This is a genomic window from Solibacillus sp. R5-41, assembly GCF_002736105.1.
Lineage (GTDB): Bacteria > Bacillota > Bacilli > Bacillales_A > Planococcaceae > Solibacillus.
In genome coordinates, this window is record NZ_CP024123.1 from 2,946,372 (window position 1) to 2,963,987 (window position 17,616).

The window sequence follows — 17,616 nt, forward strand, 5'->3', positions numbered from 1 at the left end:
ACTGGTATACTTAATTTAATAAATCTACTTATATAAGAGGTGAGAGCGTTGACAAAAATTTCAAAACGACAAGAAGCCATTTTAGCTTTTATAAAAGATGAAGTTCGTACAAAAGGCTATCCACCATCTGTCCGAGAAATCGGTGAAGCTGTTGGTTTAGCTTCAAGTTCAACTGTCCATGGGCATCTAGCTCGTTTAGAAAGTAAAGGACTTATTCGTCGTGACCCGACAAAACCGCGTGCCATTGAAATTCTTGAACAAGGAGACTCCACAATACCAAAACAAGGCGTCATTCATGTTCCACTAATCGGAAAAGTGACTGCTGGCCTCCCTATTTCTGCTATTGAAGATATTCAGGAATACTTCCCGCTACCCGATACATACGGTTCTTCTGAGGATGAATTATTCATGCTTGAAATTATGGGAGAATCTATGATTGAAGCTGGTATTTTAAATGGTGATTACGTGATTGTTAAAAAGAGTTCTACAGCAAGTAACGGTGAAATCGTTGTGGCTATGACGGAAGATGATGAAGCAACGGTTAAGCGCTTCTATAAAGAAAAAACATATTTCCGTTTACAGCCTGAAAATAGTTCAATGGAGCCAATTATCGTCAACCAAGTAACGATTCTTGGAAAAGTCGTTGGATTATACCGCAACGTGCATTAAAACATAAAAGCAGCAAAACGTATCGTAACGTTTTGCTGCTTTTTCTTTTATTTCTTTGTAGAAGCATCTATAAAACTTTTAAATAGTTTGTCAGATGGTGCATCATTTTCAAGCCCTTCTGGATGCCACTGGACACCGATACAATACGGATGCGTTGGATGCTCAATCCCTTCAATGACACCGTCTTTTGCACGGGCATTGATAATAAATCCATCCGCCACTGCATCAATAGCCTGATGGTGGAATGAATTCGTTAAAATCGTGGCCGCCCCAACAATTTGTTGCAGCTTTGATGGCTCGAGCTCCACTGTATGCGTAACTTCATGGCGCAGCGAAACTTGTGTATGTTTCAATACGTTTTCCACTTGTGTATCAATATCTTGATATAATGTCCCACCAAATGCCACGTTCATCACTTGCTCACCACGACAAATGCCTAAAATCGGTATTTCCCGTTCAAATGCGCGTTTCATAATAAGCATGTCACTTTTATCCCGTTCATCAATGACGACACCGAGCTTAAAATGGGGTTCTTGCCCAAATATTAAAGGATTCACATCATAACCACCAATTGATACAACACCGTCCACGATATCAAGTACTTGCTCGATATTTTCTTCGTTAATAACCGGCAAACAAATGGGCGTGCCACCTGCTTTTTTAATTGCATTAATGTATGTATTATTAATCTCTTTTTTACCTTCAACAGGATGCATCGTTAAGCCAATAACAGGTTTCATAATTGTCCTCCCAAAAATGTGATAATCGTAGCATACCACTAATTATCAGATTTGTGTGAACATTTAAATATTACCCCATCAAAATAATGATCCATACCACTGTAAAATCGGTTCGCCGTAAAAATAGACAATGATTGCAGCGAGTGCGATGGAAGGTCCAAATGGGACAGGTGTCTTTCTGCCCTTTTTACGGATTTTTAAGATGATGATACCCACCACCATGCCGATCATCGCCGCTAAAAAGAGCGTCAATAGCGTCTGTACCGTACCAAGGACAAGGCCGATGACGAAAAACAATTTAATGTCTCCCCCGCCCATGCCTCCTTTTGACACGACTGCAATTAATAATAAAATACCAAACCCAATTATTGCCCCTATTAAACTATCCCACCATGGTTCGAGTGGTGAAAATACGCGCGCAGTGATTAATAATGGAAGGAAAAATAATAATACTTTATCCGGAATGATCATATACGCAATATCAGAAACAGTAATAATCATAAGTAACGAAATAAATAATAGTGCCACGGCTAACTCTGACTGCCAACCAATTATCCAATACGAAAAGGCAAATAAACTAGCTGTTAAAAGCTCTGTTATCATATAAATTGGCGAATAACGCACACCACAGCCCCGACATTTCCCGCGCAATAATACAAACGAAAAAACAGGAATGAGGTCGATTATTGTTAGTTGACGTTGGCAGTTTGTGCAATGGGACCCTGGAGAAATAATGGACTCTTTTTTAGGTACCCGCAAACCGACCACGTTGAAAAAAGAGCCGAAGACAGCACCAAAAATGAAGGCAAAAATCGTATATGTAATCTCCATATGCAACGCTCCTATCTAAGTTCCGCTCGTACTTTTATTAGCTTCATAATAAAAAGGTGTCACTTATATGTCTACCGTTACAGTATTTGAATGCACCACTGTAAATGCATTTACTTCATCTCGTATTAAATAATAATTCGAATTACTATTGATTCACTTGCCCCATAAAATATGCTCGAACTTCCTGCCAGTTATTCACCCGCTCAAAACCTTCTACTGTTGCATTATAAGGCATGGCATACATAATACCTGTACCTTTGAACGCGGCTAACTGGTCTGGGCTATCATCAATTAAATAATCAGTATGTATGACTGCCTTGTTTCCACAAAAGACGATATTTTGTGTTTTCAAAAAAGGTAAATATTGCATTAACCAATCGTATTTTGCATTAAACGAACCTGGGACATCCATTGCTGCGGTTGCGATGAAAATTTCATAATGCTCTTGAAGCTCTTGAATAACCTCAATCGCATCCGGATCTAGCAACTCTAAATCACGGAAATAATCTGGTTCATTTATGAGCTCAAACAATTTTTTAGCGTCCTCTTTTGGTAAGTCACGCTGTGTTGTAAGTAAAAATTCTTCATCAGTAAAACTTGTGCCAAAGTTTTCATTGTATGTAGCACGTAGCTTTTTATAAAAATCGGCTAACACTTGGTCCATATCAATCGCAATACTTTTCTTCAACAAAACACCCTCCTCTTTCTACCTAGTTAAAGTGTAATCAACAAGCAGACAGGAAACAAGTAATTCCCTTACCTTTTTACAATTTATAAAACAACAGATACATTTCAAGAAATTTTTTACAAAAGAAACGAACTTGTGGGTAATGAAGAATAGTCATGTGGGCATTAATTAATAAAAAGCGTTGAGGCCAAGTAGCCCCAACGCTTTCTTCTTAATACATTTTTAAATATTGGTCGCGTTCCCATTGGTGAACAGTTGAACGGTACATGTCGAACTCAATTTCTTTTGCTTCCTTGAAGTTCGCATAAATGTGACTACCTAATGCTTTTTGAATCACTTTATCTTTTGCAAGTAATGCTAATGCATCATCTAATGCTGACGGTAAGTTATCAATACCATTTGCTTGACGCTCTTCTTCAGTCATCACGTAGATATTACGGTTGATTGCTGGTGGTGGTGTTAATTGTTGACGAATTCCTTCAAGACCTGCTTCTAAAATAACAGCCATCGCTAAATATGGATTTGCTGCTGGGTCAACTGAACGTACTTCAACACGAGTTGATATACCACGAGAAGATGGAATACGAATAAGTGGTGAACGATTTTGTGCTGACCATGCTACGTAACATGGTGCTTCATAGCCTGGTACTAAACGTTTATACGAGTTGACTGTTGGATTCGTAATCGCTGTAAAACCTTGTACGTGCTTTAAAATACCTGCCATGAATTGCATTGCACTTTCAGATAAGCCTAGTTCAGTTGTTTCATCATAAAACGCATTTACTTTACCTTTAAATAATGAAACGTTAAAGTGCATACCTGAACCTGCTTCACCGAATAATGGTTTTGGCATAAATGTTGCATGTAAACCGTGCTTACGAGCAATTGTTTTAACAACTAGCTTGAATGTTTGAATATTATCACATGCTGTAATCGCATCTGCATATTTGAAGTCAATTTCGTGTTGACCAGGTGCTACTTCATGGTGAGATGCTTCAATTTCAAAGCCCATTTCCTCAAGCTCTAAAACGATGTCACGACGGCAGTTTTCACCTAAGTCAGTTGGCGCTAAGTCGAAATAGCCACCGTTATCATTTACTTCTAAAGTTGGCTCACCTTTAGCATCTAACTTGAATAAGAAGAATTCTGGCTCAGGTCCTAAGTTGAAATCTGTGAAACCTAGCTCTTTCATTTCCTCTAATACGCGCTTTAAGTTGTTACGTGGGTCACCCGCAAATGGTGTACCATTTGGATTATAAATATCACAAATGAAACGTGCTACTTTGCCTTTTTCAGCTGTCCAAGGGAATATCATAAATGAATCATAATCAGGGTATAAATACATATCAGACTCTTCGATACGAACGAAACCTTCAATTGAAGAACCATCAAACATCATTTTATTATCTAATGCTTTATCTAATTGACTAACTGGAATTTCAACATTTTTGATTGTTCCTAAAATATCCGTAAATTGTAAACGAATAAATTTCACTTCTTCTTCTTGTACGAGACGTTTAATATCGTCTTTTGTATATTTTCCCACTGTGTTCCACACTCCTAAAATGGTTTCTTTACCGAAAATTCGGTGGCTCTATAATTTACACATTTCTGTTAAAACGTGATAAATCCCCTTGACGAATGGACGTTTTTTGCATGCGATTAGCTTGACGCCTCTCTTCACGCATTATTTCACGAAGCTCTGAATCCGATATTTCTTTATTGGCAGCTTTTGTTGCGGATTCATTTTTCTTTGCGAACACCCTTTTGACTTCTGCCATGTTCACGCCTTGCTCTAGAATGTCTTTTACTTCCAATAAAATATCTACGTCGTTTAATGAAAACATGCGTCGATTTCCTGCTGTTCTGTGAGGCTGAATTAAATTATGTTCTTCATAGTAGCGAATTTGCCTTGCTGTTAAATCAGTTAATTGCATAACAATACTCATCGACAATAACGGCATCGTGCGCCGGATTTCACTACTCACATGAATTCATCCTCCTTACTTACGATTTATAATAAAACATGTAAATTCCATTGTCAATTTTGTGTAAGGAAAGCTAACATGAGTTTTTTCTAAGTAGAAAATCCATGTAAATAGTAGCAAAAGTTGGTCTTTTTTTCATGAGATTATTTCAACGTTTGAACAGCTAAACAAATCGCATATTTTACATGCTCATACGTTAAGCCGCCTTGAATAAACGCTGTGTACGGTGGGCGGATTGGGCCATCTGCTGTTAACTCAATACTCGACCCTTGGACAAACGTTCCGGCTGCCATAATGACATCATCCTCATAACCTGGCATATACGCTGGTTCCGGTGCGAAATGGGCATTAATTGGCGAAGCAGCTTGAATTTCTCGACAAAACGCCACCATTTGCTCCGCTGTTTGGAATGACACGGACTGAATCAAATCGGTACGCTGTTCACTAAAATGAGGCGCAGTTGTCATTCCTAACTCTTCAAGCATTGCCGCTGTAAAGATCGCCCCTTTTAAACTTTGCGCAACAATATGAGGCGCCATGAAGAAACCTTGATAAAAATCAGCTAACGTATTTAATGTTGCGCCTGCCTCTGCCCCAATGCCTGGAGACGTCATGCGATACGCACATTTTTCTACTAAATCCGCGCGTCCGGCAATATAGCCACCAATTTTAGCTAAACCACCACCCGGATTTTTAATTAAAGAACCCGCCATTAAATCGGCACCTATTTCTGTTGGTTCCAATGTTTCAACAAATTCCCCATAACAGTTGTCCACAAAAATAATTGCTTGCGGTGTGATTTCGCGAATTTTTTTAACCATTTCGCGAATGTCTTCTATTGTAAATGAAGGGCGGCTTGCATATCCTTTTGAACGTTGAATGGCGACCATTTTTGTGTTGTCGTTGATCGCTTGACGAACACCATGCCAATCAATTTCTTTATTATCAATTAAATCCACATGTGAATAGCCGATTTTATAGTCTTTTAGTGAGCCTGTATCCTTCTCGCCACCATCAACAATAGATTGCAACGTATCATAAGGCTTTCCAGTAATGTAAACGAGCTCATCTCCAGGACGTAATACACCGAATAAACTTAATGTAATCGCATGTGTTCCTGAAATAATTTGCGGGCGGACAATTGCGGCTTCTGCTCCGAATACTTCGGCATACACACGCTCTAAATTATCGCGTCCTTCGTCATCATAGCCATAGCCAGTTGAAGGATGCAGGTGAAAATCACTTACTTGATTATTGCGAAATGCAGCCAATACCTTTTGCTGATTGAAAAATGCCCGTTCATCCACTTTTTTATGATAACCAAACACTTTTTCCTCCATGCGTGTAGCAAGAGCAAGTGTTTCATCTGTTAATTTTGTTTGAAATGCCATTGTAACTATCTCCATTCTTAACTTTTTATATCCTTCCCATTATACATGAATGCGTATGTATTTTGACGGAATGTTGAAAAACTGCTATTCTCATGATTATTAGATGATAGGGGGATCACAATGGCTTGGGAGGTTTTTAGTGTCATTGGTACCGTTGCATTCGCTATTTCGGGGGCAATCGTCGCAATGGAGGAAGAATATGACCTTTTTGGTGTTTATATTTTAGGAATTGTTACGGCATTTGGTGGAGGCGCGATTCGAAATATATTAATTGGGCTACCCGTTTCTACGTTATGGAGTCAGGAAATGATGTTCCAAATTGCGCTAGCTGCCATTACGATTTTCTTCATTATTCCCAATCGTTTAATTAAACATTGGAACCGTTGGGGGAATTTTACCGATGCCATTGGATTATCGGCTTTTGCCATTCAAGGGGCTATGCATGCCGTTTCACTCGATTTGCCTATAGGTGCGGTCATTGTTGCAGCTGTCTTAACCGGTGCTGGCGGAGGGATTGTTCGAGATTTACTCGCTGGAAGAAAACCAATTGTTCTTCATCATGAAATATACGGCGTTTGGGCGGCGAGTGCGGGACTGATTATTGGGCTTGAATTATTGACCGGGGACCTCTTTTTATTCGCACTTTTTATCATCATTACAATATTGCGCATTTTATCCTATACATATGGTTGGCATTTACCGCGCCGAAAAATTCAATCCATACGGAATCCTTGAATTTATTTGTACGCAAAAAAGCACAATAGCGATTCATTTCACACTCGCCATTGTGCTTTTTTCTTGAAAGATTATTTAAATTCTAGCTCGCCATCATATGCAAGCATTCCGCCTTCCAAATTCGTTACATCGAATCCTTGAGCCGCTAAATATTCACATGCATTGGCACTACGCACGCCACCTTTGCATACGACAATATATGGTTTTGACGCATCTAATTGTGCTGTACTTTCCGGAATCGAGCCTAATGGAATATGTACTGCCCCTGGAATCATGCCTTCTTCCACTTCAAAATCTTCGCGTACATCAATGACATGTAAATCTTCATTGGCATCTAGTAAGTTTAATAACTCATCTGTTGTTAATGTTTTCATTTTATAAAATACCCCCATACTTCAGTTTCAATTGTCATTATAAGTGATACAACGACAAACTGCGAACTTTTATTCTTCGTCAGCTCCGAGCGTTACTGGTTTTGCAGGGATAAATGTTGAGATAGCATGCTTATAAATCAATTGTTGCTTTCCTTCTGAATCTAATAAAACGGTAAAATTATCGTAAGACTTTATGATGCCTTTTAATTGGAAACCATTCAATAAAAAGACGGTTACAAAAATATTATTTTTTCGTAAACTATTTAAAAATGTATCTTGTAAATTAATCGTTTTCATGAAAGTACTCCCCTCTTCTATATTTATTCATTACATAATAAACATTCGGCAAGCGTAGTGTACTTTCCTTCATGAATTAGAAAAAACTTTGCACCTTATCCCAATCATTGCCAATCCATTGAACATCCATTTTATTTCTAAAATACGTCAATTGTCTTTTTGCATAGCGTCGTGAGTTTTGCTTAATTTGTTCGGTCGCTTCTTCTAACGTCAGTAAACCATCAAAATAAGCATACATTTCCTTATAACCTATCGCCTTAATCGATTGGACATCGCGAATTTCATCGTCGTAAAGCGCGCGTACTTCATCCACTAAGCCCGCTTCGAGCATGAGACCCACTCGTAAATTAATGCGTTCATACAGCTTTTCACGGTCCATGTCCATCCCGATAATTAAATGATTGTATAAGGCCACATCCCCACGATTAAACTGGTCTTCCGCTCGAGAAACACCTGCTAATTCCGCCATTTCAAGGGCGCGAATGACTCTTCTTGTATTATTCGGGTGAATTTGCGCTGCCGCAGCTGCATCGATTTGTACTAATTTTTGATGCATTACTTCCGGGCCAAGCTGTTCTAATTCTTCGTAATATTTACTGCGCGCTTCCTCATTCACCTCTTGCTTCGTAAACTGAAAATCATAGATCACAGACTGGACATATAATCCCGTTCCCCCAACTATGATTGGCAGTTTCCCACGTGCTTGAATTTCTGCCATTTTTTCTCGAACAAGTTGCTGATAATCCGCCACCGAAAAGCTATCAGTTGGATCTTTAAAACTTAATAAATGGTGCGGTATTCCGTCCATTTCCTGCTCCGTAATTTTAGCTGTTCCAATGTCCATTCGTTTATAAATTTGCATTGAATCGCCGTTAATTACTTCACCATTCATTTCCTTAGCTAAACGGATGCTTAGTGCTGTCTTTCCTGATGCGGTAGGGCCAATAATTGCCACTACGTCTAACTTATTTTCCATCTTTTAACCACCGTACGATCATTTCATAAGAATATTTTTTGTTGCGCTCATTTAAAATTTCATGGCGCTTCCCTTCAAAGAGATACACCTTAACTTTTTCTAATCCTGCCTCTTGAAGCTGTTGCCCCACTTGAACGACACCTTTTCCTGCATCCCCTACTGGATCCTCACTTCCGCTCACTAAAAGAATCGGTAAGGATGGGCGGATTCTTGAATTTTCACTGACTTTATTGAGCATTAATAAGCCATCTGTTAAATCTGCGAAAAATTGTGTCGTTGCAATAAATCCACATTTTTCATCTTGAATATATTTTTGTACTTGTTCCTCATCAGTTGAAAGCCAATCAAATGACGTTTTTGCGTTTTCAATTTTGTTATTGAAATTGCCAAAACTTAATTTATCTAATAAGGGACTTTCCACAGTCGCGCCTTTTACTTTTACAAGCTGCTTTGCTAAAACATTCCCTGCTAAATGAAGCGGTTTGACTGCACCTGTCCCACTTAAAATGACGTTGTCGAGCAAATAACTATATTGTTGGATAAAGCGGCGTGCAATAAACGAGCCCATGCTATGTCCAAATAACGTGAGCGATTTTATGTCCAGCTGTTGTCGTAGCGATTCAATCACTTCAAAAACATCCCTTACAACACGCTCAAATCCATCCTCCTCGGCGAAAAAACCAAATTGACCATTTTGTTCCGCTGTTGCACCATGTCCGCGATGATCGTGCATCGACACGGAATAGCCTTCGTCACATAAAAATTCAGCAAAATGTTCATAACGTGCTGAATGCTCTGCCATCCCGTGCAAAATATGCATATGTCCGATCGCTTTCTCAGAAGGTATATACGTTGTGACAAATACTTCGTGCCCATCACTCATTTGTAAATAACATGTTTTTTTATCCAACATTTTTCACCCTTTCCTTTTTGCTTACATCACACGTTTAAACATTTTTTCCACTTCATATGTTGTGAAATGAACTAATACCGGTCGCCCATGTGGACAAGTAAATGGGTTTTCCGCTGCTCGTAAATCCGTTAGTAAGCGCTCCATTTGTTCTTTATCAAGAAAATGATTGGCTTTAATTGATTTTTTACAGCTCATCATAATGGCCGCGGCCTCTCGTAATTTCTTAATATCCGTTTTCCTCGTTTTTAACACTTGTTCAATGAGTTCTTCAATGACTTCTTGTTCCTCACCTTTTGGAAACCACGTTGGATATTCGCGAATGACAAACGAGGCATGCCCAAACTCTTCTAAAAACACACCTACTTCTTCAAGCGCACTCATAGACTCTTTTAAGATGAGTGCCTCGTCCGCAGCATAATGGAAAGTTAGCGGCATGAGTAACGCTTGTCGCTCATTTGCGTTCACCTCTCCAACCTTCTCTTTGAAATATTCATATTTAATCCGTTCCTGCGCAGCATGCTGATCGATTAAATAAAAGCCATCCTCCATTTGCGCTACGATATATGTCCCGTGGATTTGACCAACAATTTCTAACTGCGGGAATGGTTGCTTAGGTGTTTCGGCTAGCTGTTCTTCGATGATTTCATGTTGGAACGGTTCATTTGGAATCGGCTTCACCTGTGTCATGTAGGGCGATCCAACTGTTTCAGAAGATTTTGGTCGTTCTACCTGCTCATAGTATGGGGCTGGGGCAAATGGTTCCTTCACGACAGATTGTTGCTCATTTGTTAAACGCTCAACAAGTTCATCCATCTTCGTTTCATCCAATGTTGCGGCTGAGGTTTTCGAAGGATTCCATAAGTTCATTTGCTCGCCTGGTACTCGCACAGGTTTTTCTATCTTTTCAGCGAGCGGCACACGAATGACGTCGCGAATCGTTTGACGTAGCGTATCTTCAATTAATTTTAGCAGCTCTGGTTCTTTACTTAACCGTACTTGATGCTTGGCTGGGTGCACATTCACATCCGTTAATTGCGGGTCCCCTTCCACATAAAGTAACACGATTGGAAAGCGTTCAATTGGTAAAAATGTATGGTAGGCATCGGTAATCGCCTTTTGAATGACGTAATGCTTCACCCAACGACCGTTCACAAATAACGACATATAATTTTTCGATGCGCGTGTCACCTCTGGCAAGGAAGCAAAACCATGAATTTTATAATCTTGATTGGTTCCTTCAAAGGCAATCATCTTTTTTGCGTTGTGCGTCCCGTATATCGCGGCTAACACTTGCTGCACTTGTCCGCGCCCATTTGTTTGTAGTAACGTTTGCCCATTGTGAACAAGTTTAATCGCCACCGTAGGATACCCAAGCGCAATACGATTAACAAAATCAATTGTATGTCCCAGTTCCGTTTGAATCGTTTTTAAATATTTTAAGCGCGCAGGCGTATTAAAAAACAGTTGCGCCACCGTAATATCCGTCCCTTTTCTTAATGATGTCGGTTGATGCTCCTTCAAGTGTCCCCCTTCTAAATAAAGGTGGACACCCCCTTCACCATCCGAAGTACGCAGCGTAAATTTCGAAACGGATGCAATCGATGCTAATGCCTCCCCGCGGAAGCCAAGTGTACGAATTCGGAATAAATCTTGTTCCTTTTCAATTTTGGAAGTTGCATGACGGGAAAAGGATTTGAGCGCATCTTCTTCATCCATCCCGCTGCCATTATCCACGACTTGAATGGAGCTTAATCCTGCTTCTTCGAGGAAAATTTCAATCGACGTACTATGTGCATCAATCGCATTTTCGACCAGCTCTTTAACGACCGATGAAGGACGTTCTACTACTTCCCCGGCAGCAATTTTATTGGATAACCATTCATCCATAATATGAATTTTCCCCATCCGGCATCCCTCCTTATTTATTGTCTAAAAGCTTTTGTTGCCATTCATATAAAACGGTCATGGCTTGCATCGGTGTTGTGCCCATTACATTTAATTTCGAAATGGCTTCGAGCACTTGTTGTTCCGCTTCCGATATAGCTGGGGCATCTGCCATTTGAAATAATGTTAGTTGCTCCACAGGCTCTTGAACCGTTTGCGCGAACGCAGGCTGTTCCTCAATTTTTACAGTTGCTTGTCGCGCATCCTTCGCCTCAAATTCCGCTAATAATGCTCTTGCTCGCTGTAAAATCGGCTGGGGCATTTCGGCCAGTTCTGCCACGTGTACGCCGTAACTTTTATCTGCTGCACCGTTCTTTACTTTGTGTAAAAATACAACACGACCATCTTGCTCCGTCGCACTTACATGAACATTTTGCAAACGGTCTAATTGCGTTTCTAAATCCGTTAACTCATGATAATGCGTTGAAAATAACGTATTCGCGCCAATTTCAGTATGAATATATTCCATCATCGCTTGCGCCAAACTCATCCCGTCATAAGTCGATGTGCCGCGCCCAATTTCATCGAACAGCATTAAACTATTTTTCGTTGCATGGGTAATGGCATGTTGTGATTCAATCATTTCGACCATAAACGTAGATTGACCCGCAGCTAAATCATCCGCTGCGCCAATTCGTGTAAAGATTTGATCAGTAATCGGTAATACCGCCTCTTGTGCCGGTACGTAACAGCCCATTTGTGCGAGCACGACAATGAGTGCTACTTGTCGCATATACGTACTTTTACCCGACATATTCGGTCCCGTAATGAGCATCATATTTTTTTGTTCTGATAATAAACAGTCATTCGGTACATAGCTTTGCTTATTGAGCATTTTTTCTACAACAGGGTGACGCCCTTCGATAATTTTCAGTGCGCGGCCTTCATGAAATACCGGCTTCGTAAAACGATATTTATCAGTTACGTTCGCAAAACTCATGTACACATCAAGCTCACTAATTTGTGCAGCCAAAGCTTGTACACGCGGAATGTACATTTTTAACTGTTCACGTAAAGTGACGAATAAATCATATTCTAACGCTAAGCTTTGCTCCTCTGCATTTAAAATAAGCGCCTCTTTTTCTTTTAACTCTTCTGTAATAAATCGCTCAGCATTAGCTAAAGTTTGTTTTCGTTCAAAGCGTGATAAATCGGTATTGCTTAAATGCGATTTCGTAATTTCAATATAGTAGCCAAAAACACGGTTATAGCCGATTTTTAAATTTTTAATGCCAGTTAATTCACGCTCTTTTTGCTCTAATTGAGCAATCCAGTCTTTGCCGTTTCGAGAGGCGTCACGGTATTGATCGAGCTGTTCATTAAAGCCATCTCGCATAACATCCCCTTCTTTAATCGAAATCGGCGGATGGTCTGTAATCGCATCCGTCAGCAATTTTTCTACATCCTGACATAAATCGAAATTTTCGCCCAATTGAACTAATTGCGATCGACCACTTTGCACGAGTTTTTCTTGAATCGCTGGCACTTGGCGTAACGATTCTCTCAGCTGCGCCAAATCACGACCGCCTACCGAACCAAATGCAACTCGCCCAGCTAAACGTTCTAAATCATACACATTTTTTAGAAGTTGCTGTAACTCTTCACGAACAAAAAACTCTTCCAGTAATTCCGTCACAACTTCCTGTCTTGCTTCAATAGCTGCTTTTTTGGCAAGCGGCTGGTGCAACCATTGCTTTAATTTACGTCCGCCCATTGCTGTTACCGTTTCATCTAATAGCCATAAAAGTGTCCCTTTTGAATCGCCACCACGAATCGATTGAATGAGCTCTAAATTGCGTTTTGAATTCGTATCAATTTTTAATGTCGTTTTTTCTTCTAAATAAGTAAATGCTTGAATATGGTACAAAGAACGCATTTGAGTTCTTTCCGCATATTGGAGTAATCGCTTTGCAACCGCTTGTAACGAGTTTGGGATATTTTGAACATATTGTACAGCACGTTCCTCATCCATTTCCATCTCTTCCAGCGATACAACAATACCAGCATTCATGGCATAATCCGCAATTTCTAGCTGCAATTGCTCTGTGACAATGACTTCTTTTATTGCATAGGCTTGAAGTTGCTGAATTAATTCTTTCACATGCCCTTCAATTAATGACACATTCGCTTCACCCGTTGAAATATCTAAATAAGCAAATGCCATCTCATTTTCGGATAAACTTTCAGCGGCTGCGATAAAGTGATTCGTTTTTCCATCAAGTGCTTTTCCTTCCATAATTGTACCTGGCGTCACAAGCTGTACAACTTCTCGTTTCACAACACCTTTTGCCTGTTTAGGATCTTCCGTCTGCTCGCAAATCGCTACTTTAAATCCTTTTGCTACAAGCGTTTCAATATAACCTTGCGCAGCATGATGCGGCACGCCGCACATGGGAATCGGGTTGTCGGTATTACCAGCGCGTGCAGTTAATGTAATTTCTAAAAGCTGCGATGCTTTTACCGCATCTTCAAAAAATAATTCATAAAAATCGCCTAATCGGTAAAATACGAAGGCATCTTGATAATCTTTTTTTACATCTAAATATTGGAGCATCATTGGTGTATATGTTGTCATTCTTAATTTCCCTCACTTCAAAATCTGTGACATCTGCTAAAGGCTTGGGCCATTAGGATGTTGATCATTCAGATGTTGTGACAATGCGCGCATTCTTAATAAGAATATGCTCTGAATGAAGATAAACTTGTATCTGCTATTATACCACTTGTGAAATAATTTTCCTTCCTTGCGCAATCAATTACGCCTCGGCGTAATTGCGTCAGGGGCTTTATCTTTATTCAGTGGGCGTTTAACGCACACTGAATAAAGATAAAAAAAGCTCAAGCTGATAATAAGCTTTGAGCAAGGTGTTCGCGCTAATTAAATTTTGCCAAATCCTTTTAACAGGACGATGAGGATTCGCATGGATAATCCGGCGAACTAGATGAACATGAGGACGATGATGAGCTTGAAGAACATGATTGTGTCGAACTTTCGTCAAACTTCCAGTCATCTTCGCAATCGATTGGGTGCACGCTCACAACAACCGTCGTTTCCCCAATAATCTCCACTAAAAATTCTCGTTCAATTTTGACGTTAATTTTATCCCCATGCTTTGTAATAACCGCTTCAATACAGTTTGGTTGTTGCAATACACAAACTTTCACATCATCTGAATCTTTACAATCATCGTCTCGGAATGTTAGCTTAATACGGTCTTTATATGAAACTGTTTCAGTAAATACCGCCGTTTTAGAATGATTATGATACGCATACCATACATTGACATCAAACTTCCCTGAAACCTCAACATACTTCCCAATTCGTTTTGCTTGATAGTGATGATTAATTACCCAACAGCCGAGAATACTCGTCGGCGCATTCGGTGGACAGAGCGTTTCGCAACATTCCGTACGCTTTTTTCCTTTGGCAATCACGGCTCTCGTCACAATTTGACGTAAACGCTTCACCGAAAATCTCCCCTTTCTTTAACTACTCGAAATAGTGTATGCGGCTGTTGCCTAAAGGGTGAAATAATCCTAATGGAATAGCAAAATCATAAACAACCGCCTTCTCGCAGTTGACTTCTATATAGAGGGAACTCCCTTTTTGGCGAAAAAAACCCACCCTTTAATGGACAGCTGGATTTCTTTGTAATAATTCGTCGACTTCTTGAAGCGGCATTGGCTTGTAATAATAATAGCCTTGCCCGCTGTTACAGCCGAGTTGCTGGAGCTCTTTATGCTGCTCCTCGGTTTCAATGCCTTCTGCAACACAACGCATATTTAAGTTTCTGGAAAGATGAATAATCGTTCTAATAACCGCATTCATACGCGGGTCGGCTAAATTATCGACAAAGCTTTTATCGATTTTAATTTCTTCAAATGGGAGTTCCCGCAAGTAGCTCAATGATGAATACCCGACACCGAAGTCATCAATAGACGTTGCGATGCCATACTCCTTCAGATCATTAATGATCTTCTTCGCACGCCTCACATTATCCAATTCAATACTTTCGGTAATTTCAAATTTAATATACTTCGGATCAATCCCATACTTTTCAATTATCTCAATAGAATTTTCCACAAATGTCGGGTGATAGAAATGACTTGGTGAAATATTCACCGATACTTGGTACATAGTTAAGTCGGCATCTTTTCTGCGTTTTTGCCATTCTAAAACTTTTTTAAAAATAGCACGGTCTATTTTAGTAATATTCCCTGTATTTTCTGCCACTGGGATAAATAATGCAGGAGATACAAAACCAAGTTTAGGAGAAATCCAGCGAGCCAAAGCTTCAAAGCTATCAATTTCACCTGTTTGTATATCCACTTTTGGCTGAAGCATTGGCACAAACTCATTTTTCCTTAAACCCATTGCAATATTTGCTAGTACATTCATTTCCTTCGCTACGGTTTCCACTTGTTCCACTTCAAACTTCTTAATGACCGTGCCGACACTTTTTAACGCGTTTGACAGGGCCGTATCAGCTTGGCGAATTGCCTGATGAATCGATGTCTCTTGGCAAAACTTAGAGGTACCCACTTTCAATGTGACGAACACCTCTTTTTTATCAATGCAGTAGGGCTCAAATATTAGCTGATCCAATTCGGATTGTTTAAATTGCAATTCTCTAATTTTAAGTTTAGAAGCAATTATAATCGCCGAGTTTGTATAACGCGCTACGTGTATTTCATGCGATGAAAGAACACTTTGTAATCGGGTGGCTATCTTTTTTAATATTTCGTCGCCACCTTTTCGGCCATATAAATCAACAATTTTTTGATATTCTCCAGGCTCAACAATATACACATAACCGTCGTCACGGTTCGCGTCCCATTGATTCATCATCTTCGTTTTAAAGCCTTCAAAATTGCTCAGACCCGTTGCAGAATCAAAAAAGGCAAGCGAATGAATCGCGTTTTTTTGCTTATAATAATTGACCGCTAACGTAATAATGGGAGCAATATTATTTATCAATTTATAATCAGTCGCTTGAGGGTCCATTTCTTGATCCGAATAAATCATAAATAAACCGATAATTTCCTCTTCTTTATTAAAAATCGGTTGACTCCAATATGACACAATATTTTTTTCATCAATTAAACTCTTAAATTCCTCATAATATTTCGTTGTTTTTATATTTTTAATAAAAGTGGCATGTTTATCAAAACTTGACGCATAATCCCGATTCTCGCTGCCAATAAAGAAAGCTTGATAATCGGATTCTTTTAATATTTTTGATAAATCACCATGAATATTTTTTACTTTTCTATTTTCATTTAACAAAAGGATGGTACAGTAACATTGTTTTCTAAATGTCTCTTTTACATGGTTGCAAATCTCACCTAAAACATAGTCGATGGAATCCCCTTTTTCTAAACTGAAAAAAACTGCTTTTTCTAGCTCTACTAGTGTTTCCACATTCATAGTATCGGTCACGTCATTCATCATTAAAAGACAATATTGAAGTACGCCATTTAGATCCTTTAGAGGTAAAATCGTCACTTCATTCCAAAATACAGAACCATTTTTCCGGTAATGGAACGAAGATGTTTTAAACGATAGACCATTTTCTATACATTCTTGAATGGCTTCTTCATTTAGGACATCTGTTAATGGACCATGTAAAATATTTAATTTTCTACCAATTAATTCTAAATCACTGTATTCAGTCATGCGCGTGAAGACATGATTCACAAAATCTATAACATTGTCTTTTGCTGGATTGATTACTACAACAGCCGAATCAAATTGCCTAGCCATCTGACACAACCAAAAATACATGTCATCCTTGTCGAAGTTTTGATTGTAATATTTGTACATTTCCATTAGTCCTTCCTAGTAGAATCCATTTTTTATGAATTATAGCAAAATTATCTATTAATTACGATAGAACAATATACATTTTTCACTGTTTTATAACATTTTTTTCAAATTTCTAGTCAAATTTACTTTATAATTTAACAAATAAAAAACATACTTCAAATCAATTATACCTCGGTATAATTGGTTAAAGGCGCGGCATTTTCAGCTAAAATTCTGCTACTCGACGTCTTTTCGGTGAAAGAA

The 17,616-nt window shown here is 39.1% G+C and carries 16 protein-coding genes; 2 read left to right on the forward strand and 14 right to left on the reverse strand.

The annotated features are described in order from the left end of the window. Positions 1-48: 48 nt before the first annotated feature. Positions 49-669 (forward strand): transcriptional repressor LexA, encoded by a 621-nt coding sequence (gene lexA, locus CSE16_RS14570; protein ID WP_099424577.1) that lies wholly within the window; start codon positions 49-51, stop codon positions 667-669. Positions 670-716: 47 nt separating this feature from the next. Here the strand turns inward: lexA and CSE16_RS14575 are convergent, their stop codons facing one another. From CSE16_RS14575 to CSE16_RS14600, 6 genes are all read right to left on the reverse strand, one after another. After that, entirely contained in the window at positions 717-1,409 is a 693-nt protein-coding gene (locus tag CSE16_RS14575) for a gamma-glutamyl-gamma-aminobutyrate hydrolase family protein (RefSeq protein ID WP_099424578.1), read from the reverse strand. A 78-nt stretch (positions 1,410-1,487) separates the two neighbouring features. Beyond that, positions 1,488-2,240, reverse strand: coding sequence for a prepilin peptidase (locus tag CSE16_RS14580; RefSeq protein ID WP_099424579.1), 753 nt, complete (start codon positions 2,238-2,240; stop codon positions 1,488-1,490). A gap of 145 nt (positions 2,241-2,385) precedes the next feature. Next, complete coding sequence (locus CSE16_RS14585; RefSeq protein WP_099424580.1) at positions 2,386-2,928, reverse strand: 5' nucleotidase, NT5C type; 543 nt, start codon at positions 2,926-2,928, stop codon at positions 2,386-2,388. Positions 2,929-3,139: 211 nt separating this feature from the next. Further along, entirely contained in the window at positions 3,140-4,474 is a 1,335-nt protein-coding gene (gene glnA, locus CSE16_RS14590; RefSeq protein WP_099424581.1) for a type I glutamate--ammonia ligase, read from the reverse strand. A gap of 55 nt (positions 4,475-4,529) precedes the next feature. Next, a complete protein-coding gene (locus CSE16_RS14595) occupies positions 4,530-4,916 on the reverse strand; it encodes a MerR family transcriptional regulator (protein ID WP_099424582.1) in 387 nt (128 codons plus the stop codon). Positions 4,917-5,059: 143 nt separating this feature from the next. Next, complete coding sequence (locus tag CSE16_RS14600; RefSeq protein ID WP_099424583.1) at positions 5,060-6,307, reverse strand: methionine gamma-lyase family protein; 1,248 nt, start codon at positions 6,305-6,307, stop codon at positions 5,060-5,062. Between the two features lie 120 nt (positions 6,308-6,427). Here CSE16_RS14600 and CSE16_RS14605 point away from each other — a divergent pair, with 120 nt between their 5' ends. Continuing rightward, on the forward strand, positions 6,428-7,042 hold the full coding sequence (locus CSE16_RS14605; protein WP_099424584.1) for a trimeric intracellular cation channel family protein: 615 nt from the start codon (positions 6,428-6,430) through the stop codon (positions 7,040-7,042). A gap of 71 nt (positions 7,043-7,113) precedes the next feature. Here the strand turns inward: CSE16_RS14605 and CSE16_RS14610 are convergent, their stop codons facing one another. From CSE16_RS14610 to CSE16_RS14645, 8 genes are all read right to left on the reverse strand, one after another. Then, positions 7,114-7,416, reverse strand: coding sequence for a rhodanese-like domain-containing protein (locus tag CSE16_RS14610; protein WP_099424585.1), 303 nt, complete (start codon positions 7,414-7,416; stop codon positions 7,114-7,116). A 69-nt stretch (positions 7,417-7,485) separates the two neighbouring features. Further along, positions 7,486-7,713 carry an RNA chaperone Hfq gene (hfq, locus tag CSE16_RS14615; RefSeq protein ID WP_099424586.1) on the reverse strand — a complete coding sequence of 76 codons (228 nt, stop codon included), beginning with the start codon at positions 7,711-7,713 and terminating at the stop codon, positions 7,486-7,488. A 76-nt stretch (positions 7,714-7,789) separates the two neighbouring features. Beyond that, entirely contained in the window at positions 7,790-8,689 is a 900-nt protein-coding gene (gene miaA, locus CSE16_RS14620; protein WP_099424587.1) for a tRNA (adenosine(37)-N6)-dimethylallyltransferase MiaA, read from the reverse strand. Continuing rightward, positions 8,679-9,599, reverse strand: coding sequence for an alpha/beta fold hydrolase (locus tag CSE16_RS14625; protein WP_099425847.1), 921 nt, complete (start codon positions 9,597-9,599; stop codon positions 8,679-8,681). The genes miaA and CSE16_RS14625 overlap by 11 nt, the downstream gene beginning before the upstream one ends. Positions 9,600-9,623: 24 nt before the next feature. After that, positions 9,624-11,507, reverse strand: a complete 1,884-nt coding sequence (mutL, locus tag CSE16_RS14630; protein ID WP_099424588.1) for a DNA mismatch repair endonuclease MutL — start codon at positions 11,505-11,507, stop codon at positions 9,624-9,626. Between the two features lie 13 nt (positions 11,508-11,520). Then, positions 11,521-14,121 carry a DNA mismatch repair protein MutS gene (gene mutS, locus CSE16_RS14635; protein ID WP_099424589.1) on the reverse strand — a complete coding sequence of 867 codons (2,601 nt, stop codon included), beginning with the start codon at positions 14,119-14,121 and terminating at the stop codon, positions 11,521-11,523. 323 nt (positions 14,122-14,444) lie between these two features. Continuing rightward, positions 14,445-15,014 (reverse strand): outer spore coat protein CotE, encoded by a 570-nt coding sequence (gene cotE, locus CSE16_RS14640; RefSeq protein WP_099424590.1) that lies wholly within the window; start codon positions 15,012-15,014, stop codon positions 14,445-14,447. Positions 15,015-15,174: 160 nt separating this feature from the next. After that, on the reverse strand, positions 15,175-17,376 hold the full coding sequence (locus tag CSE16_RS14645; protein WP_253896095.1) for an EAL domain-containing protein: 2,202 nt from the start codon (positions 17,374-17,376) through the stop codon (positions 15,175-15,177). Between the last annotated feature and the right edge of the window lie 240 nt (positions 17,377-17,616).